Raw genomic sequence first — 25836 nt, forward strand, 5'->3', positions numbered from 1 at the left:
TTTGAACGCCGGCATGCGACCTCCACGATTTCTCAGATCCGTTTTCACCCGATCGGCGAAGGGCATCGATGCGCCCGTTGATGATGCCTTCTACAACAAGAATTATGCCTACGATCTTCGCGGAATAGCGCCGTCCAAACACTACAGAAAATATGGTCGGGAGCGCGGGTTTCTGCCATCCCAGGACGTCGATCCCGACGCACAAGCACTTCTGGGGGGCCTCGGCGGCGGTGCCGAAGCGGATTTAAGTCCGGCGGAAATCTACGAAAAGCTTTGTCGGCATATTCTCGTTCACTTCCCGGAGTATGACGGTTTTTTCTGGACGTTCCTGGACACTCAGGCGCCGCCCGTGGCGGGCGCCCGCCGCTCCTACGATGAGGACCAGATGCGCCGCCGGGAACGACTCGCCGAGATGTCGTTCACGCTCGGCGGGCGCACCTGCCAGATCGATCAGCCGTCGACAGACGAGTTCCTGTCGTCACTGTCGTCCTCGACCCCGGTCTTCCATGGCCGCTTGCCGCACGGGTTCTGGGATGCGCTCTCCAGGACCTTCACGATCCGGCGCATTCTGGCGGACCAGTTCAGTCAAGATCCCGCCGATGAAAAGACGCTTCGGCTCGCCATTCGCATCACGCGGGCGATCGCACCGCATACACCGGTCCTGTTTGAGAACGTCATTTCAGAGACCTTCGATATCGCGAACAAATTGCCGACGGATCTGGAAATCGCGTTGGCCTTCAAATCCTTCCCGGATGGCGGCCCGGGTATTTTCGGCAGCGCAGCGGAATTGCCGCCGCGCGCGCCGTTCGTGTTCGAGGCCGCCGCAGAATGCCTGGGCGAACGACGCGTGTTCGGCGACGCCATGCTGCTGAAGCGGGTTGTCATGGCCGGCGAGTTCAACGCCTTCATCGACACCATCCGCGGCCGGCCTGTTCTGTTGATTGCGAACGAGGGGCTTGCCGACTTTGGCCGGCGTTTTGATATCCCGAATTGCCTTTTCATAGAGATCCCCCCCTTCGACTCGCAGGAATTCCGGCAACAGATCCTGCAGAGGTGCCGCGAGGGGCTTCGCCACCTGTCGGATCAGAGCTCGCGCCAGACGCCGCCTATTGTCCTCACGCGGTGTGGCGGGTCGTTCAGCTTCTGGCTTTTCGGTCAGTTGCACGCCGAATTTCCGTCGGCATCCTATGTCGACATCGGACAAGCGATAAATCTCTGGTTCCTCGACAAAGAGGGCATCGTGTTGCCCGGCGGCTTGCCGTGGACAGCCGGGTTGGAAAAACAGCTCGCGCTCAACAAGTTGCAGGAATTCTACAGAGAGAAACTGCGCATCGATGATTTCAAATCATTCCATATCGAGCGCCACGGCGTTGCCGACCCGCAAACCCGTTGGCGCAGCGGCAGCCGCTTCATGGACTACGCCCGACTCCTGTCTCGTTTCGGCTTGATGGAGAACGTGCGCGTTTGCGTGGAGCGTGCATTGGAAGAACGCCCGGACGACCCAGCCGCACTGCAAATGCTGTCAAGATTGTCATAGCGCGGATTCCCGAAAAGCGGAAACCGGTTTGCCGGCAAGAATACGCGTCAAAACAAAAGGTTAGAGCAGTTCGGGCGATTCCGTAATCGCCTGAAATCATCCAAGCGTGCGGTCACGCACCCTGTTTTTTTACCAATTGGTTCAACCGGTTCGTAAATTGCGGTTTCTCGCCGAGTTGCCGCATTGCCTCCGTCAGCACGGCGATTGCCCGGTCGGCCCTGCCCGTCTTTTCATAGGCTATGGTCAATTGGATGACCGGGACACGCGATAGGTCGTCGCCAATACGCGAGGTCAAGTCGATGAACTCTTCAAACCGCCGTTCGTCGAATAGAATGGCGGCGTATATTTGCTTTGCGACAATGAGCGAGTCGTCCAGGTGAATCGCTCGCTCGGCGGAGAGCTTCGCTTCCGGAAGATTTCCGATGCGCCTGTAAAGGCGCGCAAGCAGAACATGCGTTCTGGACAGGTCCGGCGCCGTCTCCCTGGAGCGCTCCGCGAAAACCACAGCCCGTTCGTACAGTTCGAAACGATTAAGAAGGTTGGCAAAGTCGAGGTTGCCATCGAATTTTGGCAGGGATTTCAAATAGGTCCCATCGAAAAACCGCTGACGTAGAACATCCCTGCTGTCGGAAACGCCTAAGAGCTCGTCGTAGAACGAAAAAAGATCATTGGATTCAAGGATCTTCTCCCAAAAATCCTGCAACCAGAGCATATCCGGTTTGCCCGCCTCGGCATCATCGAGAAACCAGATGTTGATGGCCTGCCCGATGTCAAAATAGGCAGCATCCGGACAGCGCTGTGAGAGATGAAACAACAGCCAGAAGGCGAAGGACCCGCCGGCCTGGGTCAGCACGATCGGCACCTCCGTCGACCGCGATTCAGCTCGGACGGACGCCATGAATTCGCACACCTCATCGAGAATCCGGTGCCGTATCGCAAGGCTGTCCCAGGGCGGGATCTCGAAGTGATGGAAATCTCTCAATCCCCATCTGCGACCGAGATCGGCAAAGCCCGAATTCGCGATCAGAATGACGGTTCGGTCCCTCATGGCATCGATCAGGCGCCGGATGCTGCCGGTGGAGGCGTATCGCTTCCAGGCAATGCCATCTTCAAAGACAAAGCCGTCGGGAAAGTGCTTGATCAAGAACGCGGTCGTCGCCTCGAAGCGGCGCTGCGTGGGCGGAGCCGACCCGAACAAACCATCCGGAATCTCCGGATGCGCCTTCAGGGCCAGACACACCGAAAAGGTCCCGCCATTTTCGAGGAGGATCGATTCGACCTCCTCGACGAAATTCTCCGTGAACAATGGGTGATTGGGAAAGACCTGCTTGAGGATCCGGAGCCCCAGTCTCTGCGCTTTCTCTTCGGTGTCGACGATCGGCCATAGTCGTCCAATGATCGGCGAAATGACGTTGAGGCGCGCAATCATGTCCAGAAAGCCATGCGGCAAACGGGGAAACAGGCAGGCCTTGCCGGACGCGATTATCTCGCAGAGATCGTCGGGAGCCCGCTTTCTTAGCTGGAATTTCTTGTCGCCAGCGGCGAAGGAAATCGTGCCTGCCGCGTCGACCTTGTCCCATTGTCGCAACGTCGACCTGTTGCGCTTGAAATGATCCTTCTCGATCTGGGTATCGGAGAACCGCCAAAAAAAGGCGTCCGCATCCTCGACGCACGCCAGGACATCGCGCGCGATCGATTTGAGGAGCGCGTCCAGTCCGGCCTCGGCGATGCCGCGCGCCTGGGACTCTTCATCCAGATCCGGATAGCAAATCGCGGCGACCAACGGATCGAACGCCGCATTCGGCATCAGGCCTTTCGAGCGACCGTCCCGTTCGTAGTGTTCGCCAGGTGTCAGCGGCCCGCTCAGAAGTTTGTAATGCTGACGGTAAAAGACGTCATCAACGAACATCATGCACTCGCGGGAACACAAGGGTTTCTTTATTTTTTCTTCGTGAAGATCATCGCATAATCAGCGGGAAACTTTTCCGATTGCTGGCTCTTGTAGTCCCGGTTGATGTAGCGAGAGAGCATTCCATTCATTCGGGACAGTTCCCGATCGTTTGCGGCTTGCGCAAAATGTCCCATCGCGAACAGGGCCAGCGACAGGAAAAGATCGCCGTTTGGTCTGACCTCGAGGTTCAGGTCGTTGCGTTCGGCGTATTCGTGATAGATGTCGATTGTCGGTGTCCCGCACTCCAAGTGCTCGACAATCCACTGGAGCGGCCCGAAAACTTCGAGCAAGAATTTCTGACGTTCGACGGCATCCCCGGTATCGACGGGATTGCAGAGGATCACGCCCTTTTTTCCAAGCGCCAGCAAGGATTGGAAAAAATCTTCCTTATCGTCGTCGGGAATATGTTCGAAGACATGGACAGCGAGAGCGACGTCGAATTCGTAGCCAGCGGCCACAAGATCCGTCGACATCATGTTGTTGATCGTCGGCTCGCATAACAGGTAATTCGCATTTTTCAAGAACTGCGCGATGAAACCGGTGTGGCCGCCAATGTCGACGATGCTGAGGTCGTCATGGCCAAAATGCTCGAAGACGAGATCGGCCGTTCTCTGGTTCCTGGCGTAGCGCACCCCCTGATTGAGGAGCTGATCCCCGGTCATTTGTGTCGATGCAAGGTCATCCTGGTCGACGTCGGCACCGAGGAACTTGGCCGAGCGGAGCATGGAATGCGCGAGCACGATTTGCCCCGACGCCTTCGCACGCCTTGCGGCATCGACGTAAGCATTCGCATCGAAAATGTCTTCTTTTTCAATCCAAAGTTGGTTTTCGTTGCCAGGCACGTGACGCGACCAATCCTCTGTGAGGGAAAACTTGTCGGCAGAAATGGCGCCGCCAATCCCCCCGTTTAACCGTATCGATCCTTTACCATAAGCCACGCGAACGCGGCTATGACTTTCTCACCGGCCGCCCCGGAACAAGACAGCATTGTCTCGTCCGTTCGGGGGCCGGCCTCAAGGAGAAACACCGCACCGGAAAATGCTCGTGCAATGGCACGTTTCTTTTTTCATGAAATCGGTTTATTCGCAGGCGCCATGCCGCCGACACACCTTTCGAGGTTCAGCATAGATCTCGCGTCAACGGAACCGGAAACATAAGAATGCTTGGGGAAACCTGTGGATGCACCCGACGTGCATCGAAACCAATTGGCGGCGCACCCCGCGACTGCTGCGCATTGTCTCCGAAAACGAGGCCGCGGCCCGCGCCTTCGCCCGCCTCCGCGGAGCAAGGGAATGAACGGAGCTTCGTGGCCGGAAAACGGGTGGATGTGACCGGAACGATTTCCAGCCCCGTGGGCTCGCAAGGCCGAACGGCCGGCCCGGCCGCCCCCGCGGGGCCGCGAACAAGGTGAGCTGGCGTGAGCGGGACTATTGGAGAAATGGTGGACGTAACTGGAGTGAATTCGAACCCGCAGGGTTCGCAAGCGCGACCGCGCGCCGGTCGGTCAGACCGCCCCATCGGAGACCTGAGCGAAGCGAAGATACGTCGCGAGATATGGAAACTGGTGGAGCCGAGGGGAATCGAACCCCTGACCTCTGCAGTGCGATTGCAGCGCTCTCCCATCTGAGCTACGGCCCCGGAATGTCGGCCATTTAGAGTCCGGCCCCGGAAGCTGTCAAGCGCAATGCGGCGCACCGCCCCGTTTTCGCGCGGCAATTTGCGGGTGCCGCGGTCTTGCGGGGCGACGTCCGCACAGCTACATCTTGCCGAAATCAACGCAACACCCCAAAGCGAGCGGATCCGCTTCATGTGCTCTGTCACCCAATTGCTGCTGGTTATCCTCAACCTGATGATCTGGATCGTGGTCGCCAGCGCGATCTTCTCCTGGCTCTACGCCTTCAACGTGGTCAACCCGCGCAACCAGTTCATCGCCATGATCGGCAATGCGCTCTACCAGTTGACGGAGCCGCTCTACCGGCCGATCCGCCGCTTCCTGCCCGATCTCGGCGGGCTCGACCTGTCGCCGGTGATCGTGCTGCTCATCATCTTTTTCCTCGACATGCTGATCCGCAACAACCTGGTGCCGATGTTCTGCTACTGACCGGCGTCGCGGCGCCGATGGCGGACCTTGCCGGAATAGCGGAGATCGGGCCGGATGCCCTGACGCTGACGGTCCGGCTGACGCCGAAGGCGTCGAAAGACGGCATCGACGGCGTCAAGGCGCTGTCCGACGGCCGCCAGGTCCTGGCCGCCCGGGTCAGGGCGGTGCCGGAAAAGGGTGCGGCCAATGCGGCGCTGGAAAAGCTGCTCGCCAAGGCGCTCGGCGTCGGCAAGAGCCAAGTGGCCGTCGTTTCCGGCGCAACGTCGCGGCTGAAGACGGTCAGGATCGCGGGCGACGGCGCCGCGATCTCATCGGCGCTGCAGCGGGCGCTCGACGACACGGCGTGAGCTGCGCAAGCGCCAACAGTTTTCATTGCAGGGGAGTGGGGCCATGACGGCGACGATCATCGACGGAAAGGCGCGGGCGGCGGCCCTTCGCGAGGACGTGGCCGGCGAGGTCGCGACCCTGAAGCGGGACCATGACGTGACGCCCGGGCTCGCCGTCGTGCTGGTCGGCGAGGACCCGGCCTCCAAGGTCTATGTCGCCAACAAGGCCAAGCAAACGGTCGCCGCCGGCATGGTCTCCTTCGAGCACAAGCTGACGGAAGAGACCTCCGAGGCGGCGCTCCTGGAGCTCGTCGCCCATCTCAACGCCGATCCGGACGTCGACGGCATCCTGGTGCAGATGCCGCTGCCCAGGCACATCGACACCGACCGCGTCGTGGAGGCCATCGATCCGGCCAAGGACGTCGACGGCCTGCACCCGATGAACGCCGGCAAGATCGTGCTCGGCCGGCCGGGGCTCGTCCCGTGCACGCCGCGCGGCTGCGTGATCCTCGCCAAGGAGGCCATCGGCAATCTTGCCGGCAAGCACGCCGTCGTCGTCGGCCGCTCGATCCTCGTCGGCAAGCCGGTCTCGCTCTTGCTGCAGAACGAGAACTGCACGGTCTCCATGGCGCACAGCCGCACCGTCGACCTGCCGTCGCTCTGCCGCCAGGCGGATATCCTCGTCGCCGCCGTCGGCCGGCAGGAGATGATCCGGGGCGACTGGGTGAAGCCGGGCGCGTGCGTCATCGACGTCGGTATCAACCGCATCCCCGCGCCGGAAAAGGGCGACGGCAAGACGCGCCTCGTCGGCGACGTGGCGTTCGAGGAGGCGGTCGAGGTCGCCGGCGCGATCACGCCGGTGCCCGGCGGCGTCGGCCCGATGACCATCGCGTGCCTCCTCGCCAACACGGTAACGGCCGCGCGGCTCAGGCGCGGATTGCCGGCCGTGGATTTGTAGAAGGCCCCACACACAAAATACGTGCGCGATTCAAGGGCGATCGAGCCCAACGGGCTCGCAAGGCCGAACGGCCGCCCGAGCCGTTGCGAGGCCCCATCGGAGGCCAGCGAGCGTCAGCGAGCACTCCGCCGCGAGACAAACAACTTCTCAAAAATCGACGGCGATGCCCTTTTTCTCCCAGTCGCCATAGCGGACCGGTTCGAGCCCCTTGCGCCGGCCGCCGATCTCCTTGGGCTGCGGTTCGGCGGCATCGGCCAGGCGCCGCCGTTCGTCGGCCTCGGCAAGCGCCCGCTGCGCGGCCGGCGACAGTTTCGCCCGGCGGGCCTTCTCGGCGTCCGAAAGCGCGAGCCCGGCCCCATCTGTGCTTTTGTCTCCATCGTCCGCCATCGCCGTTTCTCCACTGAACGCTGCACCTTGCACAAACGTCTCCGGCCGCGGCGCCTTGCAGCAAGCCATGGCCGAACCCATCATATACTATGGCGCTCGCGCGGCAGGGCAAATCCCCGGAGGGGTCCGCCGCGCCGCGGTGCCTTTGTGTGATGGTGTTGGAGACGAACGACGCGATGAACTATTTCCGCACGGCCCTTCTGCTGGCCGCCATGACGGCGCTGTTCATGGGGCTCGGCTACCTGATCGGCGGCCCGACCGGCATGACGATCGCCTTCGTCGTCGCGGCCCTGATGAACGTGTTCAGCTACTGGAACGCGGACAAGCTCGTCCTCCGGATGCACAACGCCGTCGAGGTCGACGCCCGGACCGAGCCGCGTTTCTACAATCTCGTCGCCCGACTGGCTGAGAACGCCGGCCTGCCGATGCCGCGGGTCTTCGTCATCGAGGAGGCCCAGCCAAACGCTTTCGCCACCGGCCGCAACCCGGAAAACGCCGCCGTCGCGGCGACCCGAGGCCTGCTGCAGTCGCTGAGCGAGGAGGAAGTGGCCGGCGTCATGGCCCACGAACTCGCCCATGTGAAGAATCACGACACGCTGATCATGACGATCACGGCGACCATCGCCGGCGCCATCTCCATGCTCGCCAATTTCGCGCTGTTCTTCGGCGGCAACCGCAACAACAACCCGCTCGGCATCATTGGCGTCATCGCCGCCATGATCGTCGCGCCGCTCGCCGCCATGCTGGTGCAGATGGCAATCAGCCGGACACGGGAATACGCGGCCGACAAGGCCGGCGCGGAGATCTGCGGCCAGCCCCTGTGGCTCGCCTCCGCCCTCGGCAAGATCGCCGGCGGCGCGGCCCATATCCCCAACCGCAACGCGGAGGACAATCCGGCGACCGCCCACATGTTCATCGTCAACCCGCTCAGCGGCCAGAACATGGACAATCTGTTCTCCACCCACCCGGCAACGGAAAACCGCATCGCCGCATTGCAGGACATGGCGCGCAATGCACCGCCGTCGCGGCCCGCATCGCCTCCGAGGCCCGAGCCGTCCGGCACCAGCTCCGCACCGACCAGCGGATCGTCCTCCGGCCCGTGGGGCGGCAGCGGCCCCGCGCGGCCGCACGGCACCGGCAGCAGCAATCCGGGGCGTCCGCCCCGCACCGGCCGGCGCCGCGGACCCTGGGGGTGAGGCCAAAACGCTCAAAATCCGCAGAGCTCGCCCAGGTGGGACTTGCTGCCCGCCGCGCTGCCGTCGATATCGTGGAAGCCGTCACCGATCGCGGACGCCGGCTTGAAGACGTCCTGGAAGGCGAACTGGCGTCGGGCGCGGCAAGCGCCCTCATCGCCAAGGACCGGGCGCTGGTCCGCGCCATCGTCGGCACCACGCTCCGCCGCAAGGGCCAGATAACTGATGCCCTCGACAGGCTGATGAAATCGTCGCTGCCGGCCAAGGCCCACCGCCTCGACCACATCCTTGCCGTCGGCGCCGCCCAGATCCTCTTCATGGACGTGCCGGACCATGCCGCCGTCTCGCTGGCGGTGACGCAGGCCGTCGCCGAGCCGCGCCTCCGCCCGTTCAAGAACCTCGCCAACGGCGTGCTCCGCAATCTCGGGCGCCAGCGCGATACCATCCTCGCCGACCAGGACGCCGAAAGGCTCAACACGCCGGACTGGCTGTGGCAGCGCTGGCGGAAGACCTACGGCGCGGAAAACGCGCACCATTTCGCGGCCATGCACGCGATCGAGCCGACCCTCGACATCACGGTGCGGAGCGATCCGGCAGGCTGGGCCGAGCGCCTCGGCGCGACGGTCCTGCCGACCGGCTCCCTGAGGCTCGTCCCCTCCGGCCCTATCGAGCGGCTGGACGGCTTCGACGAGGGCGCCTGGTGGGTGCAGGACGCCGCCGCCGCATTGCCGGCCCGGCTCCTGGGCGACGTTGCGGGAATGCGCGTTGCCGACCTTTGCGCGGCTCCCGGCGGCAAGACGGCGCAGCTCGCCGCCGCCGGGGCGGCGGTCACCGCCGTCGACATCTCCGCCGCGCGTCTCACCCGGCTCGAACAGAACCTTGCCCGCCTCGGCCTTGCCGCGGAAATCGTCGCCGCCGACCTCACGGACTGGACGCCCGCCGCGCCGTTCGACGCCATTCTGCTCGACGCCCCCTGTTCGGCGACCGGCACGGTGCGCCGCCATCCTGACCTTCCCTGGCGCCGCTCCGGCGCGGAGATCGACTCGCTCGCCGCCCTGCAGGCGCGGATGCTGCAGCGGGCAATTTCCTGGCTGAAACCGGGCGGTGAGATCGTCTACTGCACCTGCTCGCTGGAGCCGGAAGAGGGCGAGGCGCAGATCGCGCGCTTCTTGCAGGAGACGCCCGGCTTCGAACGCCGCCCGATCGCGGCGAGCGACATCGGCGGCCTCACAAAGCCGATTACCCCCGACGGCGACCTGCGCACCCTGCCGTACCACCTTGCCGCCGATGAGCCGCGCCTTTCCGGCCTCGACGGCTTTTTTGCCGCGCGACTCCGCCGGCTCTGATTTCTGGATTGCAAAGTCGGATAAATATCAACGATCTCGTAACCTTAATGATTGATTATGACCGAGCGGAAGGTGTGCTCGGACCGCCCGAATCAGCCGCACCGCCAGGAAATAAAGGAAAGGGCAGACTGACCCGATGGTAGCGCGCGTCCTGTCCGAGCAGCTACAGATCTGGCGGCTCGTGCTCAGCCACATGTCACGTCATGCCATGGGCTGGATGCGCGCCGGCCTTGTCGGGCGGATTCTGCCCGGCACGCCGCTGCCCGACCGCCTGGTCATCGCGCCGCAGGATATCCGCACCGCCGATCCGATCATCGCCGAGGACATCTATGCCGGCCGCTTTGCCTTTGTCGGCCAGCTCGTCGAGGTCGGCGGCCAGTCGCCCTTCGAGATCCGGCCGCCCTCGGCCGAATGGTCGCGGGCGCTGCACGAGTTCGGCTGGCTGCGCCACCTGCGCGTCTCCGACCGGGCGCTGTCCCAATCCAACGCCCGGGCGCTGATCGAGGACTGGATCCGGTTGACCCCGCGCAAGCACCCCATCGCCTGGGCGCCGGAGGTGGTGGCGCGGCGCGTCCAGTCGTGGCTCTCCCAGTCACCGCTGTTCCTGGAAGGCTGCAACCGCACCTTCTACCGCCGCTTCATGCGCTCCCTGCACAAGCAGATCGTCTATCTGCGCAACATCATCAACGAGGCGCCGGAGGGCATGGCGCGCATGCGCGTCGCCATTGCGCTCGCCGCCGCCTCGGCCTCGGCCTCCGGCTCGTCCCGCTTCGTGCGCCAGGCGGCAAAGCGCCTCGACTACGAGCTGGAGCACCAGATCCTGCCGGACGGCGGGCATATCTCGCGCAGCCCCGGCGCCATCATCGAGATCCTCGCCGACCTTTTGCCGGTCCGCCAGGCCTTCAACGCCCGCGGCATTGCCCCCTCCCAGGCGATGATGAACGCCATCGACCGCATGATGCCGATGCTGCGCTTCTTCTGGCACGGCGACGGCAGCTTTGCGCTCTTCAACGGCATGAGCACGACGCCGACGGACCTCGTCGCAACCATCCTGGCCTATGACGACGCCCGCGGCGCCCCGCCCAACAACGCCTCCCATTCCGGCTACCAGCGCATCGCCTCGGGCCGCACCGTGGTCATCCTCGATGCCGGTCCGCCGCCGCCGGCCGCGGTCAGCCACCGCGCCCATGCCGGGTGCCTGTCCTTCGAGATGAGCTCCGGGCGCAACATCATCGTCGTCAATTGCGGCGCCCCGACCCGCGACCGCGAGGCCCTGTGGCAGGTGGTGCGCGCCACCGCCGCCCATTCCACCGCCGTCCTCAACGACACCTCGTCCTGCCGCTTCCTGCGGGCCGCCTGGCTGCGCCGCTGGATCGGCACGCCGATCCTGTCCGGCCCCAAGAAGATCGACGTCGACCGGCGCGAGGACGACGGCGTCATCAGCGTCACCGCCAGCCATGACGGCTACGCAAGGCGCTTCAACGTGATCCACGAGCGCGGCCTGCTGATGACCGCCGACGGCGGCCGCATCATCGGCGTCGACCGCTTCCGCACGGTCGGCAAGGGCCCGCGCCGCGACGCCGACCAGTACGCGATCCGCTTCCACCTGCACCCGACGGTGAAGGCGAGCCGGCTGCGCAGCGGCGATGCCATCCTCATCGTCTGCCCCGACGGCGAGGCCTGGGAATTCACCGCCCATTCCAGCGAGCCGGGTGATCCGGATGCCGAGCAGCTCGACGCCATGCTGGAGGAATCGATCTACCTCTCCGACACCCACGGCCACCGGCGCACCGAGCAGATCGTCGTCTACGGCCGCATCCGCCACGCGCCCACCGTCACCTGGTCGCTGACCCGCCAGGCGGCCGCCACCGCAACCCGCGGCCGCACTTACGGCGAACCCGAACTGCCCCTGTGACCGCAGCGGCCGTTCCCAACGGCCATGATCCCCGGTTAAGACCATCCGCCCGCTGTTCGCGGACGGAATTTCATGCTATCGCGCGGCCATCCCTCATCCCCATCCCTGAATGGTTGCCCGATCCATGTCCGTTACCGTGAAAGCCGTCGCCACTCCCGATCACGTCGCCGCCAGGCGCGCGCTCCTGTCCGTCTCAGACAAGGCCGGGCTCGTCGATTTCGCCCGCGCTCTCGCGAACCGCGGCGTCGAGCTCGTCTCCACCGGCGGCACCAGGAAGGCAATTGCGGACGCCGGCATTGCGGTCATCGACGTTGCCGAGGTCACCGGCTTTCCGGAGATCATGGACGGACGGGTGAAGACCCTGCACCCCAAGGTCCATGGCGGCCTCTTGGCCGTGCGCGACGACCCGGAGCATGCCGCGGCCATGGAAGAGCACGGCATTTCCGGCTTCGACATCGTCGCCATCAACCTCTACCCGTTCGAAAAAACGGTGGCCGGCGGCGCCGACGCGGCGACCGCGATCGAGAACATCGACATCGGCGGGCCGGCGATGATCCGCGCCGCCGCCAAGAACCACGCCTATGTCGCCGTCCTCACCGACCCGGCCGACTATGCGGACCTGCTTTCGGCCCTGGAAGAGACCGGCGGCGCCACCACCAAGGAGCTGCGCACCCGGCTCGCGGCAAAAGCCTTCCAGCGCACGGCCGCCTATGACGCGGCGATCACCAGTTGGTTCGCCGGCCACCTCAATGACGCCGCTCCGGACCGGCGCATCTTTGCCGGCACCCTTGCCCAGACCCTTCGCTACGGCGAGAACCCGCACCAGAGCGCCGCCTTCTACCGCACGGGCGACGACCGGCCGGGCGTTGCCACGGCCCGCCAGCTCCAGGGCAAGGAACTCTCCTACAACAACATCAACGACACCGACGCCGCCTATGAGCTGGTCGCCGAATTCGATCCGGGCCGCACGGCGGCAGTCGCCATCATCAAGCACGCCAACCCTTGCGGCGTTGCCGAGGGCGCGACACTCTTAGAGGCCTATGAGAAGGCCCTGCGCTGCGACCCGGTCTCGGCCTTCGGCGGCATCGTCGCCCTCAACCGCACGCTCGACGCCGAGGCGGCCGAAAAGATCGTCGAAATCTTCACCGAGGTGATCATCGCGCCGGACGCCACCGACGAGGCGATCGAGATCGTCGCGAAAAAGAAGAACCTGCGGCTCTTGCTCGTCGGCGCCCTGCCGGAGGCCCGCGCCGCCGGCCTCACCTTCAAGTCGGTCGCCGGCGGCATGCTGGTGCAGACCCGCGACAACGCCGTCGTCGACGATCTCGACCTGAAGACCGTGACCAAGCGCGCACCCAGTGACCGGGAGCAGTCCGACCTGCGCTTTGCCTTCCGCATCGCTAAGCACGTGAAATCAAACACCATCGTCTATGTCCGCGACGGCGCCACGGTCGGCATCGGCGCCGGCCAGATGAGCCGGGTCGATTCCGCCCGCATCGCGGCGCGCAAGGCCGCCGACGCAACTGAGGCCGCAGGCCTCGACGAACTTCTCACCAAGGGATGCGTGGTCGCCTCCGACGCCTTCTTCCCGTTCGCCGACGGGCTGATGGCGGCCGTCGAGGCGGGCGCCACGGCGGTCGTCCAGCCGGGCGGCTCGATGCGCGACGACGAGGTCATCAAGGCCGCCGACGAGGCCGGTATCGCCATGGTCTTCACGGGCGTCCGCCACTTCCGGCACTAGGACGGGGTGCTTGGCCTTCCACCAAGCCGCGGGGACGGGGATTTTCCTTGCTGTCTCGCCCCTCTCATGCGTCATTGCCGGGCTTGATCCGGCAATCCATAGGGCCTTTATTTCAAACCGTTAGGCTGGATTTTGCCGCACCTCATCATGGACCACCGGGTCAAGCCCGGTGGTGACGCGGAGGAGGTGGCGTCGGAGCGAAAAGCCGAAGCCGTTAGGCTTCGCAAGCCCGAACGGGCGCCGCGCGAAGGTGCGCTCCGTCGGAGGCCAGTAAGCGTAAGCGAACGCTCGGCCGGGAGACACCCCGAAGCCACGAGGCTTCGCAAGGGCGACCGCCCGCCGGCGCCGATGCGCCGCCCCGCGGAGCCGCGAGCGAAAAAAAACGCGAAAAACCCTTAACTCTCGAACTCATCGCGCAGATTGGTGATCGCGCGTCGGTTCTGGGACTTGCAGACGAGGTCGGCGCAATCGCGCACGATGCGCTCCTTGCCGTAACCCTTGATCCACATCCGCTTGGCATCGACGCCCTGGGCCACCAGATAGTCGCGGACGTTGGCCGCCCGCTTCTCCGACAGCGCCTTGTTGGCCGCGTCCGAGCCCGGATCGTCGGCAAAGCCCTGGACCTTGATCTTCCAGCGGGTGTGTTCGTTGAGCCAGACCGCCTGTTTGTCGAGGGTCACCCTGGCGGTGTCGTCGAGCTCCGCCGAGCCGGCCTTGAAATAGGTCCGCCGGCCGACATTCAGCATGAAGTCCTCTTCGCTGCCGGCCCGCATGTTCTCAAACCCGGGTGCCGGCGCGTTGGTCTTGTCGGGCGTTGCCACGGACGAAAGCCCGCCCTCGCAGGCGCCGAGCGCCAATGCGGCGGCAATCGCCAATGCGAACAGGCCGATCCGCCGGCCGCCTTCCCCCGTGAACATGCTCATCTGGACTCCCCCGGGGCTTAGCCCTTGTGCTCGGCGATATGCTTCAGGACCAGGACCTCCGTGCCGATCGGGCAGCGCTGGTAGAGGTCGATGACGTCCTCGTTGAACATGCGGATGCAGCCGGACGAGACGTCGCCGCCGATCGTCCACGGCTCCGTCGTTCCGTGCAGCCGGTAACCGAGGTCGCCGCCGTTTCGATAGAGATAAAGCGCGCGCGGGCCGAGCGGATTGCGGGCGCCCCCCTCGACGGCCGTCGGCAGGTTCGGCTGGCGCTTGCGCATCTCCGGCGGCGGCACCCAGCGCGGCCAGATCGCCTTGCGGTCGATGCGCGCGCGCCCGTACCATTTGAAGCCCTCGCGACCGACGCCGACGCCGTAGCGCAGCGCCGTCTGGTTCTCCCAGATGACGTAGAGGAAATGGTGCTTGGTATCGACGACGACGGTGCCGGGCTTCTCCGAGCTGAGGTATTTGACCATCTGCCGCTGCCAGCGCTTGTCGATCTTCTTGAAGTTCGTCGAGCGGAAGGTGATGCCGTTGTCGGTGACCGGTGCGCCGTAATAGGCGGCCGCGGATGCATGGGCGCCGCCGCTGGTGCCGACGGCCGCGGCAGCGGCCGCGCCGGCGACGAAGTCCCGTCGGGAAAGCTCCACGATGATTTCCTCCCTGGCGGCCTCTATGCCCGCTTCTCTGCCCCGTCCCGTGCGGTATTAGGCGCAGAGAACGCGAAAGGGTCAAGTCGTCGCAGCCCCGGCCGTCGCGCCGGGGTTAATACATCGCAGTTAAAAAGACGAGGGGCGGACGGGCCGGTCCCGCTCGGGGCCGAAGACACCGTCGCGGCCGCACAACAGGGCTCCGGCAAATGGCCAAAAAGACGCGTTGACCGGCCCATGCCATTGACCGTTGACCCGGTTTCTGGTGAAGGTCGCGCCACCGAACGTCCCTCATACTCCGAAAGACACGACAGGCACGATGGCGAGCGCGCGATACAACGCCCGCGAGGCGGAACCGAAATGGCAGAAGATCTGGGACGAGGCGGGCGTCTTTCGCACCGACAATGACGACCCGCGTCCGAAATACTACGTCCTGGAGATGTTCCCCTATCCGTCCGGGCGCATCCATATGGGCCATGTGCGCAACTACACCATGGGCGACGTCGTCGCCCGCTACAAGCGCGCAAGGGGCTTCAACGTGCTGCACCCGATGGGCTGGGACGCCTTCGGCATGCCGGCGGAAAACGCGGCGATGCAGAACAAGGTCCACCCCAAGGAATGGACCTACGCCAACATCGCGGCGATGCGCGCGCAGTTGAAGTCGATGGGCCTGTCGCTCGACTGGGCCCGCGAATTCGCCACCTGCGACGTCGATTACTACCACCGCCAGCAGAAGCTGTTCCTGGATTTCCTGAAGGCCGGCCTTGCCTATCGCCGCAAGTCCAAGGTCAACTGGGACCCGGTCGACCACACCGTGCTCGCCAACGAGCAGGTCATCGACGGCCGCGGCTGGCGCTCCGGCGCCCTCGTCGAACAGCGCGACCTGACCCAGTGGTTCTTCAAGATCACCGACTTTTCCGAGGACCTTCTGAAAGCGCTCGGTACCCTCGACCGCTGGCCGGACAAGGTGCGCCTGATGCAGGCCAACTGGATCGGCCGCTCCGAAGGCCTGCATGTCCGCTTCGAGTTCACCAACACGCCGCCCTCGGGCGATGCCGCGCTGGAAGTCTTCACCACCCGCCCGGACACGCTCTTCGGCGCCAGCTTCATGGCGCTGTCGTCGGAGCATCCCGTCGCCAGGGCGCTCGCCGAGACCAATCCGGAAATCGCCGCCTTTGCCGAGGAATGCCGGCGCATGGGCACCAGCGTCGTCGCCATCGAGACGGCGGAAAAGAAGGGCATCGACACCAGCCTTCGCGTCAAGCACCCGTTCGATCCGGACAAGACCCTGCCGGTCTATATCGCCAATTTCATCCTCATGGACTACGGCACCGGCGCTATCTTCGGCTGCCCGGCCCACGACCAGCGCGACCTCGACTTCGCCCGCAAATACGGCCTGCCGGTGACGCCCGTGGTTGCCCCGGCGGACGCAGACGCCGCAAGCTTTGAGGTCGCAGACGAGGCCTTCGTCGACGACGGCCGGATGATCAATTCCGAGTTCCTCGATGGCATGTCGATCCCGGAGGCCAAGGAGGAAGTGGCGAGCCGCCTGGAAGCCGTCACCATCGACGGCACGCCGCAGGCGACCCGCAAGGTCAATTTCCGCCTGCGCGACTGGGGCATTTCCCGGCAGCGCTACTGGGGCTGCCCGATCCCGGTGATCCATTGCGAGAGCTGCGGCACCGTGCCGGTGCCCGAAGCCGACCTGCCGGTGAAGCTGCCCGAGGACGTTTCCTTCGACACGCCCGGCAACCCGCTCGACCGCCATCCGACCTGGAAGGACGTGCCTTGCCCCGAATGCGGCAAGCCGGCGCGGCGCGAGACCGACACCATGGACACCTTCGTCGACTCGTCCTGGTATTTCGCCCGCTTCACCGACCCGAAGAACGATGCCCCGACCGACCCTGCGGTCGCCGACGCCTGGCTGCCCGTCGATCAGTATATCGGCGGCATCGAGCACGCGATCCTGCACCTGCTCTATTCGCGCTTCTTCACCCGGGCCATGAAGGCGACCGGCCATCTGGACCTGAAGGAGCCGTTCGGCGGCCTCTTCACGCAAGGAATGGTCACCCATGAGACCTACCGCTCGGCGGGCGGAGACTGGGTCAATCCGGCCGACATCCGCATCCTCGAGGACGGCGGCGCGCGGCGCGCGGAAATGCTCGACGGCGGTGCCCCGGTCGAGATCGGCCCGGTCGAAAAGATGTCGAAGTCGAAGAAGAACACCGTCGACCCCACCGACATCCTGCAGACCTACGGCGCCGACACGGCGCGTTGGTTCATGCTCTCCGACACCCCGCCGGACCGCGACATCCAGTGGACCGATGCCGGCGCGGAAGGCGCCCATCGCTTCGTCCAGAGGGTCTGGCGCATCGCCACCGAGGTCGCCGAGCTGGACAACGTGCCCGCCGAGCGCCCGGCCGACTTCTCCGCCCCGGCGCTGGAGGTCCGCAAGCTCGCCCACAAGACCCTTGCCGCCGTTGAGAGCGACATCGACCAGCTCGCCTTCAACCGCGCCGTCGCCCGGCTCTACGAACTCGGCAACGGCCTCGGCAAGGCGCTGGCGGCAGCCAAGTCCCCGTCCGCGGACACCGCCTTTGCGCTCCGCGAAGCGGCGGAGATGATGATCCGGATGATGGCGCCGATGACGCCGCATCTGGCCGAGGAATGCTGGAAAGCTTTGGGCCACGGCAGCCTGCTCGCCTCCGCCGACTGGCCGGCGATCGAAAAGGACCTTCTGGCGGAGGACACCGTCGTCCTGCCAGTTCAGGTCAACGGCAAGCGTCGCGGCGAAGTCACGGTTTCCCGCGATGCCGCCAACGACGAGATCGAATCGGCCGCCCTTGAGATCGACGCCGTGCAGAAAGCCTTGCAGGGCAAGCCGCCGCGCCGCATCATTGTCGTCCCGCAACGCATCGTGAACGTGGTCGCCTGATATGTCTCATCGACGGGAGCCGACACGCCGGGCCCTGGTCCTCGGTATGCTTGCTGCGGCGGGCCTCGGCCTTGCCGGCTGCCAGATCCGCCCGCTCTACGGCACGCTGCCGTCCGGCGGCACGGTCCGCGACGATACAAGGGCGATCCGCATCGAAGCGGCGACGACGCGCGTCGGCCAGGAACTGCGCAACGAGCTGATCTTCGCCTTTACCGGCGGCGGCAGCGCCGCGGCCCAGCCGCTCTACAGCCTCCGGATCGTGCTGTCCGAGCACGAATCGGCCGTTGGCGTCGAAAAGCTCGCCGACGTCCCGGCCGCCTATTTCATTCTCGTGCGCGCGTCCTTCGTCCTCACCGAGATCGCCACCGGCACCACCGTCCTGTCCGGGTCGAGCTTCGCCAGCGCCTCCTACGACTTCTCCACCCAGCGCTTCGCCAATCTGCGCGCCAAGCGCGACGCGGAAGACCGTGCGGTCAAGGTGATTTCCGACGACATCCGCACCCGCATCGCCGCCCATTTCGCCACCGCCGGCTGATCCGGCCGCAAAGCCCGACCCCGGGAGCCCGCCATGGCCTTGATCAAGGGCCGCGACATCGACCGGTTCCTGAAGTCCCCGCCCGCCGACCTTGCGCTGGTTCTCGTCTTCGGGCCCGACACCGGCCTCGTCAACGAGCGCTGCAAGGCGCTGGTGACGACGGCGACGGCCGGCTCCGAGGATCCCTTCGCCCTCGTCACCCTCGATGCCTCGGAAATCGCGTCCGATCCGAGCCGGCTCGCCGACGAGGCGCTGCAGATCGCCATGTTCGGCGACCGCCGCACGGTCTGGGTGCGGAATGCCGGCACCCAGAACATCGTCCCCGCCGTCGAGCCGCTCATCGCCGAGCCGCCGACCGATTCCCTCGTCGTCATCGAGGCTGGAGACCTTAAAAAAGGTACGGGATTGCGGCGTCGTTTCGAAGCCGATTCGAAAGCCGTGGCGATCGCCTGCTACGCCGATGCCGCCGCCGACCTCGATCGCCTGATGGACGAAGAGGCAAGTGCCGCCGGCCTTGAGATCGACCGCGACGCGCGTCAGGCGCTCCATGCCCTGATCGGCGCAGACCGCCTCGCCTCGCGCGGCGAACTCGCAAAACTCTGTCTTTATGCCCGCGGCGACAAACGCATCACCATCGAGCACGTGGCGGCCGTCGTCGGCGACGCCTCCGGTCTTGCCGTCGACGAACTCATCGACGCGGTCTTTGCCGGCAACATCGACCAGGTCGTGCGCAACTATCGCCGCATGATCGCCGCCGGCACCTCGCCCGCGTCCATCGGCACAGCAACGCTCCGACACATGCAGATGCTGCACCGCGCCCGCGCCGACGTCGATGCCGGCAGTAGCGCGGAATCGGTCGTCGCCAGGGCCCGCCCGCCGATCTTCTTCCGCCGCCGGCCGCACATCACCCGCGCGCTCGCGCGCTGGAGCTCGCACCGGCTGGAACATGCCATGGGCGTGTTGAACGAGGCGATCCTCAACGCAAGGCGCCTGCGCGAGCTCGAGGACGACATCCTCGGCGAGGCCTTGCTGCTGATCGCCAGGGCGGCGCGGGCGCCGGGGTAGGGGACAGCAGGCCTTCCGAAAGATTTGCTCGCCGCCATTGCCGCGCTTGATAGGGCCACTTCGGACCAATCTGCTGACGCTGACTGGATCGCCGCGTCGGCCTTACGGCCTCCTCGCGATGACGCCGAGAGGAAATATACGTCATTACGAGCGCAGCGAAGCAATCCAGAAACGGCCTTTCGACACCCTCGCCGTGAGAGGGGATGCCGGCACACGGGGTCGAACAGCCCCGATGCCAAGTGAGCGCTGGCCATCATCGCGTCGTTTCGGACCCGAACCGAGGCAGGGAAAGCTGCCGCCTCGCGACCGTGTACCAGCCTAAAACCTAGTCGCCAGGCTCGTCGGAGGAATTACCCCCTGAGCCGCGCGCTGATCTCGTCGAGCTGTTCCAATGTCTTGTAGCGGATCTGGACCGAGCCGCCGGCCTCGCCGCGATGGTCGATGACCACGTTTAGGCCGATGGCATCGGTCAGGCTCTTTTCCAGCGCGCGGGTGTCGGCGTCCTTTTCCGGCTTGGCCCTGGCCGCCTTCTTCGGCCGGTCCGACACGGTCTGGGTCATCAGCTCCGCCTCGCGGACGCTGAGATTGCCGTCGACGATCTGCCTGGCGAGGTCTTCCGCATCGTCGCGCGTGATCAGGGTGCGCGCGTGACCAGCCGTGAGCTTGCCGTCGAGCACATAGGTCCGCACCACCTCCGGCAGGCGCAGGAGGCGCATGGTATTGGCGACGTGGCTGCGGCTCTTGCCGATGACCTTGGCGAGTTCGGCCTGGGAATAGGAGAATTCCTCGGTCAGCCGCTCATAGCCGAGCGCCTCTTCGATGGCGTTGAGGTCGGAACGCTGCACGTTCTCGATGATCGCCAGCTCCAGCGCCTCGCGGTCGGTGACGTTGAGGACAACCACCGGCACGTCGTGGAGGCCGGCACGTTGCGCCGCCCGCCAGCGTCGCTCACCGGCGATGATCTCGTAGGACCGGCCACTGTCGTCGACGGGGCGCACCACGATCGGCTGGACGATGCCCTTTTCCTTGACGGAAGCGACGAGATCGGCGAGGTCGTCCTCGTTGAAATTGCGCCGCGGGTTGCGCGGGTTGCCGCGCAGGAATTCCACGGGAAGCCGGCGCTGGCTGTGCGCGCGCTCGACCGCGGCGTCTTCCGTCTCCACATCGCCGAGCAGGGCGGCAAGCCCCCGGCCGAGCCGCTTTTTCGATGCTGCCTCGCTCATCGATTTCTCCTCAAAGGTCATTCCAGCAAGCAGACTCCGAATCATTTCGGATGCGAATCCGCCCTTCGCCAGTCTACATCGTTTCGGTTATGCTGCGGCGTTGTTCAGGCGCTTTTCGCGCTGGATGATCTCCGAGGCCAGCTTCAGGTAGGCCTGACTGCCGGCGCAGTTGAGATCGTAGAGCAGCGCCGGCTTGCCGTAGGACGGCGCTTCCGACACCCGGACATTGCGCGGGATGACGGTCTGGTAGACCTTGTCGCCGAGGGTCTCGCGCACATCGGCCGCCACCTGGTCCGACAGATTATTGCGGCTGTCATACATGGTCAGCACGATGCCGTGGATGGAAAGGCCCGGGTTGAGTGCCGTCTTGACCTGCTCGACCGTGGAGAGGAGCTGGGTCAGGCCTTCCAGCGCAAAGAACTCGCACTGCAGCGGCACGAGGATGGCGTTGGAGGCGACGAGCGCGTTGATGGTGAGGAGATTGAGCGAGGGCGGGCAGTCGATGAGCACGTAGGAGAACCGCTCCTCCGGCTCCAGCGCCGACATCTTTTCCTCAAGCCCGGCGATCGCCTTCTTGAGCCTGACGGACCGATCCCGGTCCTGGGAGATCTCAAGCTCGACGCCGAGCAGGTCGAGCGTCGACGGTGCGATCCAGAGCCGCGGCACCGATGTCTCCAGGATGACGCGGGCCAAAGGCGCCTCACCGGTCATGACGTCGTAGGTCGAGGCCTCGCGCGCCTTGCGGTCGATGCCGAGACCGGTCGATGCGTTGCCCTGGGGATCGATATCGAGGATCAGCACCCGCTCGCCGATCGCCGCCAGCGCCGTGCCGAGATTGATTGCCGTCGTCGTCTTGCCGACCCCGCCCTTCTGATTGGCAAGGGACAGGATACGCAAACCCTTCGTCTTCGAAATCATGGTGGTCACCTCTCGTAACCGGCCCGCTTGTTACCGCCGCTGCAGGTGTCGAATCACGACGATCCGACTGTCCGGTTCGATACTGCTCGCCTTTTCTACCAGATCGATGATCCAGAAACGATTTGCTTCTTCCAGTTCCCGGGAAAAATCCCGTCCCTTGTGGAAAACGGCAACAGCGCCTTGCACGACAAGTGGTGCGGCGAATCCGCAAAGCTCGGAAAGCGAGGCGAGCGCCCGGGCCGAAACCGCATCGACCGGGGCGTCCCAGTCGGCAACCACGTCCTCGATACGGGCCACATGGACCGTCGCGGGAATACCGGTTTCACGTGAAACCGTTCGTAAAAACGAGGCCTTGCGCTGATCGCTTTCGACCAGATCGACGTTGGCTCCGGGCGTCTCGGCAAGCAGGATCGCGGTGACGATGCCGGGGAATCCGGCGCCGCTGCCAAGGTCCATCCAGCGCTTCGCATGGGGGGTGGCGGCAAGTGCCTGGGCGCTGTCTGCCACATGCCGTGTCCACAAGTTCTCCACAGTCTTTCCAGAGACGAGGTTGATACGTTTCTGCCAGCGCCTCAGCAGATCGACATAGATCGACAGCCGTTCGGCCGATTCACGTGAAACATCGAGAATGGATCGGACGGCCTCGACACTCTCCGGCAGCGGCTTGGTCACGCCGCATCCTCGCTCGCCCGCCGGCGCCTCGCATGGGCGAGAAGCAGGGTCAGCGCCGCCGGCGTCATGCCGTCGATGCGCGCGGCCTGGCCGAGCGTTTCCGGCCGGACGCGCTCCAGCTTGTGGCGCACCTCGTTGGAAAGCCCGGAAATGGACCCGTAGTCGAGATCGGCCGCAAGTCTCAAATCCTCGTCGCGCCGGAACGCGGCGATGTCGGCGTCCTGGCGCTTCAGATAGACGGCGTAGACCGCCTCGATCTGGAGCTGTTCGCGGATTTCCGGAGACAGAGCACCGACCTCCGGCCAGATGGCGGCAAGCCGGTCCGCATCGATATCCGGAAAGGAAAGGAGTTCCAGCGCTGTCCGCCGCGTGCCGTCCTGATTGAGAGAAAGGCCGTGGCGCTGGCCTTCGCTGGGCGTCAGGCTGAGAGCGCTCAGCATCTCCCGGCCTCGCTCCAGGACCGCCATCTTCTCGGAGAAACGTCCTGACCGCTCCGGGCCGACACAGCCCCACGCCTCCCCGAGTGGGGTGAGTCTCTGATCCGCATTGTCCGCCCGCAGCGACAGCCGGTATTCGGCCCGCGAGGTGAACATCCGGTAGGGCTCCGAAACACCCCGCGTCACGAGATCGTCGACCATGACCCCGAGATAGCCCTCGTCGCGCCCGACTGTGACGCCGTCGCCGCCGCCCGCAAGGCGCGCCGCATTGACGCCGGCCAAGAGCCCCTGCGCCGCCGCTTCCTCATAGCCCGTGGTGCCGTTGATCTGGCCGGCGAGGAAAAGACCCGCGACGCGGTTGGTCTCAAGCGTCGGCCGCAGCTCGCGCGGATCGATGTGGTCGTATTCGATGGCGTAGCCAGGCTGCAGGATCGTCGCGCGCTCAAGGCCGGGAATGGTCCGCACATAGGCTTCCTGCACCTCTTCCGGCAGGCCGGTGGAAATCCCGTTCGGATAAACGGCGTGATCGTCGAGACCTTCCGGCTCCAAAAAAATCTGGTGGCCGTCCCGGTCGCCGAACCGGACCACCTTGTCCTCGATGGATGGGCAATAGCGCGGACCGGTGGAATCGATCTGGCCGGAATAGATCGGCGACAGCCCGATATTGTCGCGGATGATGTCGTGGGTCTGTTCCGTCGTCCGGGTGATGTGGCAGACGATCTGCGGCGTCGAAATCCGATCCGTCAGCGTGGAGAACGGCATCGGCGGATCGTCGCCTTCCTGCACGGCAAGCGCATTCCGGTCGATCGTCCGCCCGTCGAGCCGGGGCGGGGTCCCGGTCTTCAGCCGCCCGAGCCGGAACCCGAACCGTTCGAGGCTGGCGGACAGGCCCGTCGCCGGCGCCTCGCCGACCCGCCCCGCCGGTATCTTTTTCCGGCCGATATGGATCATACCGCGCAGGAACGTGCCCGTCGTGAGCACGACCGCGCCGCAGGCAAAGGACCGACCATCGGAGAGCACGAGCCCAGTCACCCGCTCACCCGCGAACGAAATATCCTCCGCCCCGCCCTCGATCACCGTCAGGTTTTCCGTTGCGGCGATTTCGGTCTGCATCGCCTCGCGATAGAGCTTGCGGTCGATCTGGGCGCGCGGCCCGCGCACGGCCGGACCCTTGCGCCGGTTGAGGAGGCGGAACTGTATCCCGGCCCTGTCGGCCATTCGGCCCATGAGCCCGTCGAGGGCATCGACCTCGCGCACCAGGTGGCCCTTGCCGAGACCGCCGATCGCCGGATTGCAGGACATCGCGCCGACCGTATCGAACCGGTGGGTGACGAGGGCCGTGCGTGCGCCGAGCCGCGCGGAAGCGCTTGCGGCCTCCACGCCGGCATGCCCGCCGCCGATCACCATCACGTCGAAATCGGTCGCTCTCGTCATCCGCTTTCCGTAAATCCATCGCGCGCCGGGAGCAAATCGCCCCGCCGCTTTGCCCCGGTTATGGGTACAAACATGTGGAAAATCAATTCGCAAACCCGGTTTTGAGTCGACTTTTGGGAAAACCTGTTTCACGTGAATCCGGCGTCTCGGCCGTATATCGGATTCACGTGAAACATACGGCCTATTTGCCGATACAGAACTCCGCGAAGATCACGTCCAGCACATCCTCCACATCGATCCGCCCCGTGATCCGCCCGAGCGCATCGCCCGCGTGCCGCAGTTCTTCCGCCATCAGCTCCGCGTCGCCAACGGCTTCCGCCCGCACCAGCGCGTCCCGGCATGCCGTAAGCGCCGCCCGATGCCGCTCCCGCGTCGCCATCGCAGACCCAAGCCCCGCGAATTTTTCTCCGGCAAACGCCGCAAGCTTCTCCTGAAGACGGTCGAGGCCCGCACCAGTCTTCACCGAAATCGCGAGTGCATCGTCTCCGGCATCAAAACCGTCCCCGACCAGATCGGCCTTGTTGGCAATCGGCCAGACCGTTCCCGCCGCTGACACGACCCCGTCCGGCACACCCGTCCTCCGCCCGGATGCATCCTCCATCCACAACACGAGGTCCGCGTCACTCCCCCGCGCCAGTGCCCGGCGGATGCCCTCGCGCTCGACGATCCCTTCCGCTTCACGAAGCCCGGCCGTGTCGATCAGCATCACCGGATAGCCGGAAAGGTCGAGATGGACCTCCAGCACATCCCGCGTCGTGCCCGCCTCCTCCGTGACGATAGCCACGTCGCGCTTTGCCAGCGCATTCATCAGGCTCGATTTGCCCGCATTGGGCGGTCCCATCAGAGCGACCTGCAGCCCGTCGCGCAGCCGCTCTCCGCTCCGGCCTTCTCCGAGCTTCGTTTCGATCCCGATTCGAAGATCGGAAAGAACCGCGCGGTCCGCATCCGTGACCGAGGCGAGCACATCCTCCTCCTCGGCAAAGTCGAGCCCGGCCTCGATACGGGCCCTCAGCCCGATCAGGCGGCGGCGCCAGCCTTCCACCAGATCGCCGAAGCTGCCGCAAAGCTGCGACAGCGCCTGGCGCCGCTGCGCCTCCGTCTCCGCAGCGATCAGATCGGCAAGCCCCTCGACCCGTGTCAGATCCAGCTTGCCGTTGTCGAAGGCGCGCCTGGAAAACTCTCCCGCCTCCGCCGGCCGCACCCCCTCGAACGATCCGAGCGCCTCGAGCACCGCCCCGACCACCGCCCGTCCGCCATGGACATGAAATTCCGCAACATCCTCGCCGGTCGCGCTCGCAGGCCCCTCGAAGAACAGCACCACGGCCTCGTCGAGCACGGCACCGTCGCGCGGATCCTTCAGCGCCCGCAGCATCGCCCGCCGCGGCTCCGGTACGATTCCAGCCATCGTTTCGAGGACGAATCGAACCCTCGGCCCGCTCAGCCGAACGACCGCGATGGCCGAGGGAAGCGCACCGCTCGATAGCGCGAAGATCGTTCCTGTCCGATTGTCCACGCTGGCCTTTTCTCCGTGGACCGTCCCGCTAGTTAGGAACGGAAGCCGTTTTTGCGATTTCACCAAAAGGATTTCC

21 protein-coding genes and 1 tRNA gene are annotated in these 25836 nt (G+C 65.2%); 11 read left to right on the forward strand and 11 right to left on the reverse strand.

All coding sequences use genetic code 11. From position 1 onward, the window contains the following. Position 1: 1 nt before the first annotated feature. The gene (locus tag CH339_RS05020) at positions 2–1537 is read left to right on the forward strand and encodes a hypothetical protein (RefSeq protein ID WP_146610116.1); all 1536 of its coding nucleotides are present in this window, start codon (positions 2–4) and stop codon (positions 1535–1537) included. A gap of 112 nt (positions 1538–1649) precedes the next feature. On the opposite strand, the gene CH339_RS05025 is transcribed toward CH339_RS05020, so the two are convergent. From CH339_RS05025 to CH339_RS05035, 3 genes are all read right to left on the reverse strand, one after another. After that, entirely contained in the window at positions 1650–3449 is a 1800-nt protein-coding gene (locus CH339_RS05025; RefSeq protein ID WP_111433197.1) for a tetratricopeptide repeat protein, read from the reverse strand. Positions 3450–3475: 26 nt separating this feature from the next. Beyond that, positions 3476–4330 (reverse strand): class I SAM-dependent methyltransferase, encoded by an 855-nt coding sequence (locus CH339_RS05030; protein WP_111433198.1) that lies wholly within the window; start codon positions 4328–4330, stop codon positions 3476–3478. A 720-nt stretch (positions 4331–5050) separates the two neighbouring features. Next, positions 5051–5126, reverse strand: a tRNA-Ala gene (locus CH339_RS05035). A 169-nt stretch (positions 5127–5295) separates the two neighbouring features. Between CH339_RS05035 and CH339_RS05040 the strand changes: the two genes are divergently transcribed. The 3 genes from CH339_RS05040 to folD are packed head-to-tail and all read left to right on the forward strand — an operon-like array spanning position 5296 to position 6873. Then, the gene (locus CH339_RS05040; RefSeq protein ID WP_111433199.1) at positions 5296–5589 is read left to right on the forward strand and encodes a YggT family protein; all 294 of its coding nucleotides are present in this window, start codon (positions 5296–5298) and stop codon (positions 5587–5589) included. Between the two features lie 17 nt (positions 5590–5606). After that, positions 5607–5936: a DUF167 family protein gene (locus tag CH339_RS05045; protein WP_111433200.1), complete on the forward strand. Its 330-nt coding sequence runs from the start codon at positions 5607–5609 to the stop codon at positions 5934–5936. 43 nt (positions 5937–5979) lie between these two features. Continuing rightward, positions 5980–6873 carry a bifunctional methylenetetrahydrofolate dehydrogenase/methenyltetrahydrofolate cyclohydrolase FolD gene (folD, locus tag CH339_RS05050; protein WP_111433201.1) on the forward strand — a complete coding sequence of 298 codons (894 nt, stop codon included), beginning with the start codon at positions 5980–5982 and terminating at the stop codon, positions 6871–6873. Positions 6874–7020: 147 nt separating this feature from the next. Here folD and CH339_RS05055 read toward each other — a convergent pair whose 3' ends face one another. Next, a complete protein-coding gene (locus CH339_RS05055) occupies positions 7021–7260 on the reverse strand; it encodes a DUF1674 domain-containing protein (protein WP_111433202.1) in 240 nt (79 codons plus the stop codon). Positions 7261–7436: 176 nt separating this feature from the next. Here CH339_RS05055 and htpX point away from each other — a divergent pair, with 176 nt between their 5' ends. From htpX to purH, 4 genes are all read left to right on the forward strand, one after another. Then, positions 7437–8456, forward strand: a complete 1020-nt coding sequence (gene htpX / locus CH339_RS05060) for a zinc metalloprotease HtpX (protein ID WP_111433283.1) — start codon at positions 7437–7439, stop codon at positions 8454–8456. 35 nt (positions 8457–8491) lie between these two features. After that, on the forward strand, positions 8492–9799 hold the full coding sequence (locus CH339_RS05065; protein ID WP_245408099.1) for an RsmB/NOP family class I SAM-dependent RNA methyltransferase: 1308 nt from the start codon (positions 8492–8494) through the stop codon (positions 9797–9799). Between the two features lie 136 nt (positions 9800–9935). Beyond that, positions 9936–11714, forward strand: a complete 1779-nt coding sequence (locus CH339_RS05070; protein ID WP_201240839.1) for a heparinase II/III family protein — start codon at positions 9936–9938, stop codon at positions 11712–11714. 124 nt (positions 11715–11838) lie between these two features. Then, positions 11839–13455 carry a bifunctional phosphoribosylaminoimidazolecarboxamide formyltransferase/IMP cyclohydrolase gene (gene purH / locus CH339_RS05075; protein WP_111433203.1) on the forward strand — a complete coding sequence of 539 codons (1617 nt, stop codon included), beginning with the start codon at positions 11839–11841 and terminating at the stop codon, positions 13453–13455. A gap of 395 nt (positions 13456–13850) precedes the next feature. On the opposite strand, the gene CH339_RS05080 is transcribed toward purH, so the two are convergent. Beyond that, complete coding sequence (locus CH339_RS05080) at positions 13851–14378, reverse strand: OmpA family protein (RefSeq protein WP_111433204.1); 528 nt, start codon at positions 14376–14378, stop codon at positions 13851–13853. A gap of 17 nt (positions 14379–14395) precedes the next feature. After that, entirely contained in the window at positions 14396–15028 is a 633-nt protein-coding gene (locus tag CH339_RS05085; protein ID WP_111433205.1) for a L,D-transpeptidase, read from the reverse strand. A 319-nt stretch (positions 15029–15347) separates the two neighbouring features. Here CH339_RS05085 and leuS point away from each other — a divergent pair, with 319 nt between their 5' ends. The 3 genes from leuS to holA are packed head-to-tail and all read left to right on the forward strand — an operon-like array spanning position 15348 to position 19563. After that, positions 15348–17963, forward strand: coding sequence for a leucine--tRNA ligase (leuS, locus tag CH339_RS05090; protein WP_111433206.1), 2616 nt, complete (start codon positions 15348–15350; stop codon positions 17961–17963). Positions 17964–18009: 46 nt separating this feature from the next. Then, positions 18010–18498 (forward strand): LPS assembly lipoprotein LptE, encoded by a 489-nt coding sequence (lptE, locus tag CH339_RS05095; RefSeq protein WP_201240838.1) that lies wholly within the window; start codon positions 18010–18012, stop codon positions 18496–18498. Between the two features lie 33 nt (positions 18499–18531). Further along, positions 18532–19563, forward strand: a complete 1032-nt coding sequence (gene holA, locus CH339_RS05100) for a DNA polymerase III subunit delta (protein WP_111433208.1) — start codon at positions 18532–18534, stop codon at positions 19561–19563. Between the two features lie 350 nt (positions 19564–19913). Here the strand turns inward: holA and CH339_RS05105 are convergent, their stop codons facing one another. From CH339_RS05105 to mnmE, 5 genes are all read right to left on the reverse strand, one after another. Next, positions 19914–20786: a ParB/RepB/Spo0J family partition protein gene (locus tag CH339_RS05105; RefSeq protein WP_111433288.1), complete on the reverse strand. Its 873-nt coding sequence runs from the start codon at positions 20784–20786 to the stop codon at positions 19914–19916. A gap of 87 nt (positions 20787–20873) precedes the next feature. Then, positions 20874–21704, reverse strand: a complete 831-nt coding sequence (locus CH339_RS05110) for a ParA family protein (RefSeq protein ID WP_111433209.1) — start codon at positions 21702–21704, stop codon at positions 20874–20876. Between the two features lie 30 nt (positions 21705–21734). Beyond that, entirely contained in the window at positions 21735–22376 is a 642-nt protein-coding gene (gene rsmG, locus CH339_RS05115) for a 16S rRNA (guanine(527)-N(7))-methyltransferase RsmG (RefSeq protein WP_245408100.1), read from the reverse strand. Then, complete coding sequence (gene mnmG, locus CH339_RS05120; protein WP_111433210.1) at positions 22373–24247, reverse strand: tRNA uridine-5-carboxymethylaminomethyl(34) synthesis enzyme MnmG; 1875 nt, start codon at positions 24245–24247, stop codon at positions 22373–22375. Before mnmG ends, rsmG begins: the two co-directional genes overlap by 4 nt. Positions 24248–24428: 181 nt before the next feature. After that, positions 24429–25760 carry a tRNA uridine-5-carboxymethylaminomethyl(34) synthesis GTPase MnmE gene (mnmE, locus tag CH339_RS05125; protein ID WP_111433211.1) on the reverse strand — a complete coding sequence of 444 codons (1332 nt, stop codon included), beginning with the start codon at positions 25758–25760 and terminating at the stop codon, positions 24429–24431. Between the last annotated feature and the right edge of the window lie 76 nt (positions 25761–25836).

Origin of the sequence: Rhodobium orientis (assembly GCF_003258835.1) — a bacterium.
In the GTDB taxonomy this organism is placed as follows: domain Bacteria; phylum Pseudomonadota; class Alphaproteobacteria; order Rhizobiales; family Rhodobiaceae; genus Rhodobium; species Rhodobium orientis.

Coding starts and splice junctions, on each gene's coding strand:
- CH339_RS05025 (WP_111433197.1), bottom strand. CDS start 3,449: ATGATGTTCGTTGATGACGTCTTTTACCGTCAGCATTACAAACTTCTG.
- CH339_RS05040 (WP_111433199.1), top strand. CDS start 5,296: ATGTGCTCTGTCACCCAATTGCTGCTGGTTATCCTCAACCTGATGATC.
- CH339_RS05045 (WP_111433200.1), top strand. CDS start 5,607: ATGGCGGACCTTGCCGGAATAGCGGAGATCGGGCCGGATGCCCTGACG.
- folD (WP_111433201.1), top strand. CDS start 5,980: ATGACGGCGACGATCATCGACGGAAAGGCGCGGGCGGCGGCCCTTCGC.
- CH339_RS05055 (WP_111433202.1), bottom strand. CDS start 7,260: ATGGCGGACGATGGAGACAAAAGCACAGATGGGGCCGGGCTCGCGCTT.
- htpX (WP_111433283.1), top strand. CDS start 7,437: ATGAACTATTTCCGCACGGCCCTTCTGCTGGCCGCCATGACGGCGCTG.
- CH339_RS05070 (WP_201240839.1), top strand. CDS start 9,936: ATGGTAGCGCGCGTCCTGTCCGAGCAGCTACAGATCTGGCGGCTCGTG.
- purH (WP_111433203.1), top strand. CDS start 11,839: ATGTCCGTTACCGTGAAAGCCGTCGCCACTCCCGATCACGTCGCCGCC.
- CH339_RS05080 (WP_111433204.1), bottom strand. CDS start 14,378: ATGAGCATGTTCACGGGGGAAGGCGGCCGGCGGATCGGCCTGTTCGCA.
- leuS (WP_111433206.1), top strand. CDS start 15,348: ATGGCGAGCGCGCGATACAACGCCCGCGAGGCGGAACCGAAATGGCAG.
- lptE (WP_201240838.1), top strand. CDS start 18,010: ATGCTTGCTGCGGCGGGCCTCGGCCTTGCCGGCTGCCAGATCCGCCCG.
- holA (WP_111433208.1), top strand. CDS start 18,532: ATGGCCTTGATCAAGGGCCGCGACATCGACCGGTTCCTGAAGTCCCCG.
- CH339_RS05105 (WP_111433288.1), bottom strand. CDS start 20,786: ATGAGCGAGGCAGCATCGAAAAAGCGGCTCGGCCGGGGGCTTGCCGCC.
- CH339_RS05110 (WP_111433209.1), bottom strand. CDS start 21,704: ATGATTTCGAAGACGAAGGGTTTGCGTATCCTGTCCCTTGCCAATCAG.
- mnmG (WP_111433210.1), bottom strand. CDS start 24,247: ATGACGAGAGCGACCGATTTCGACGTGATGGTGATCGGCGGCGGGCAT.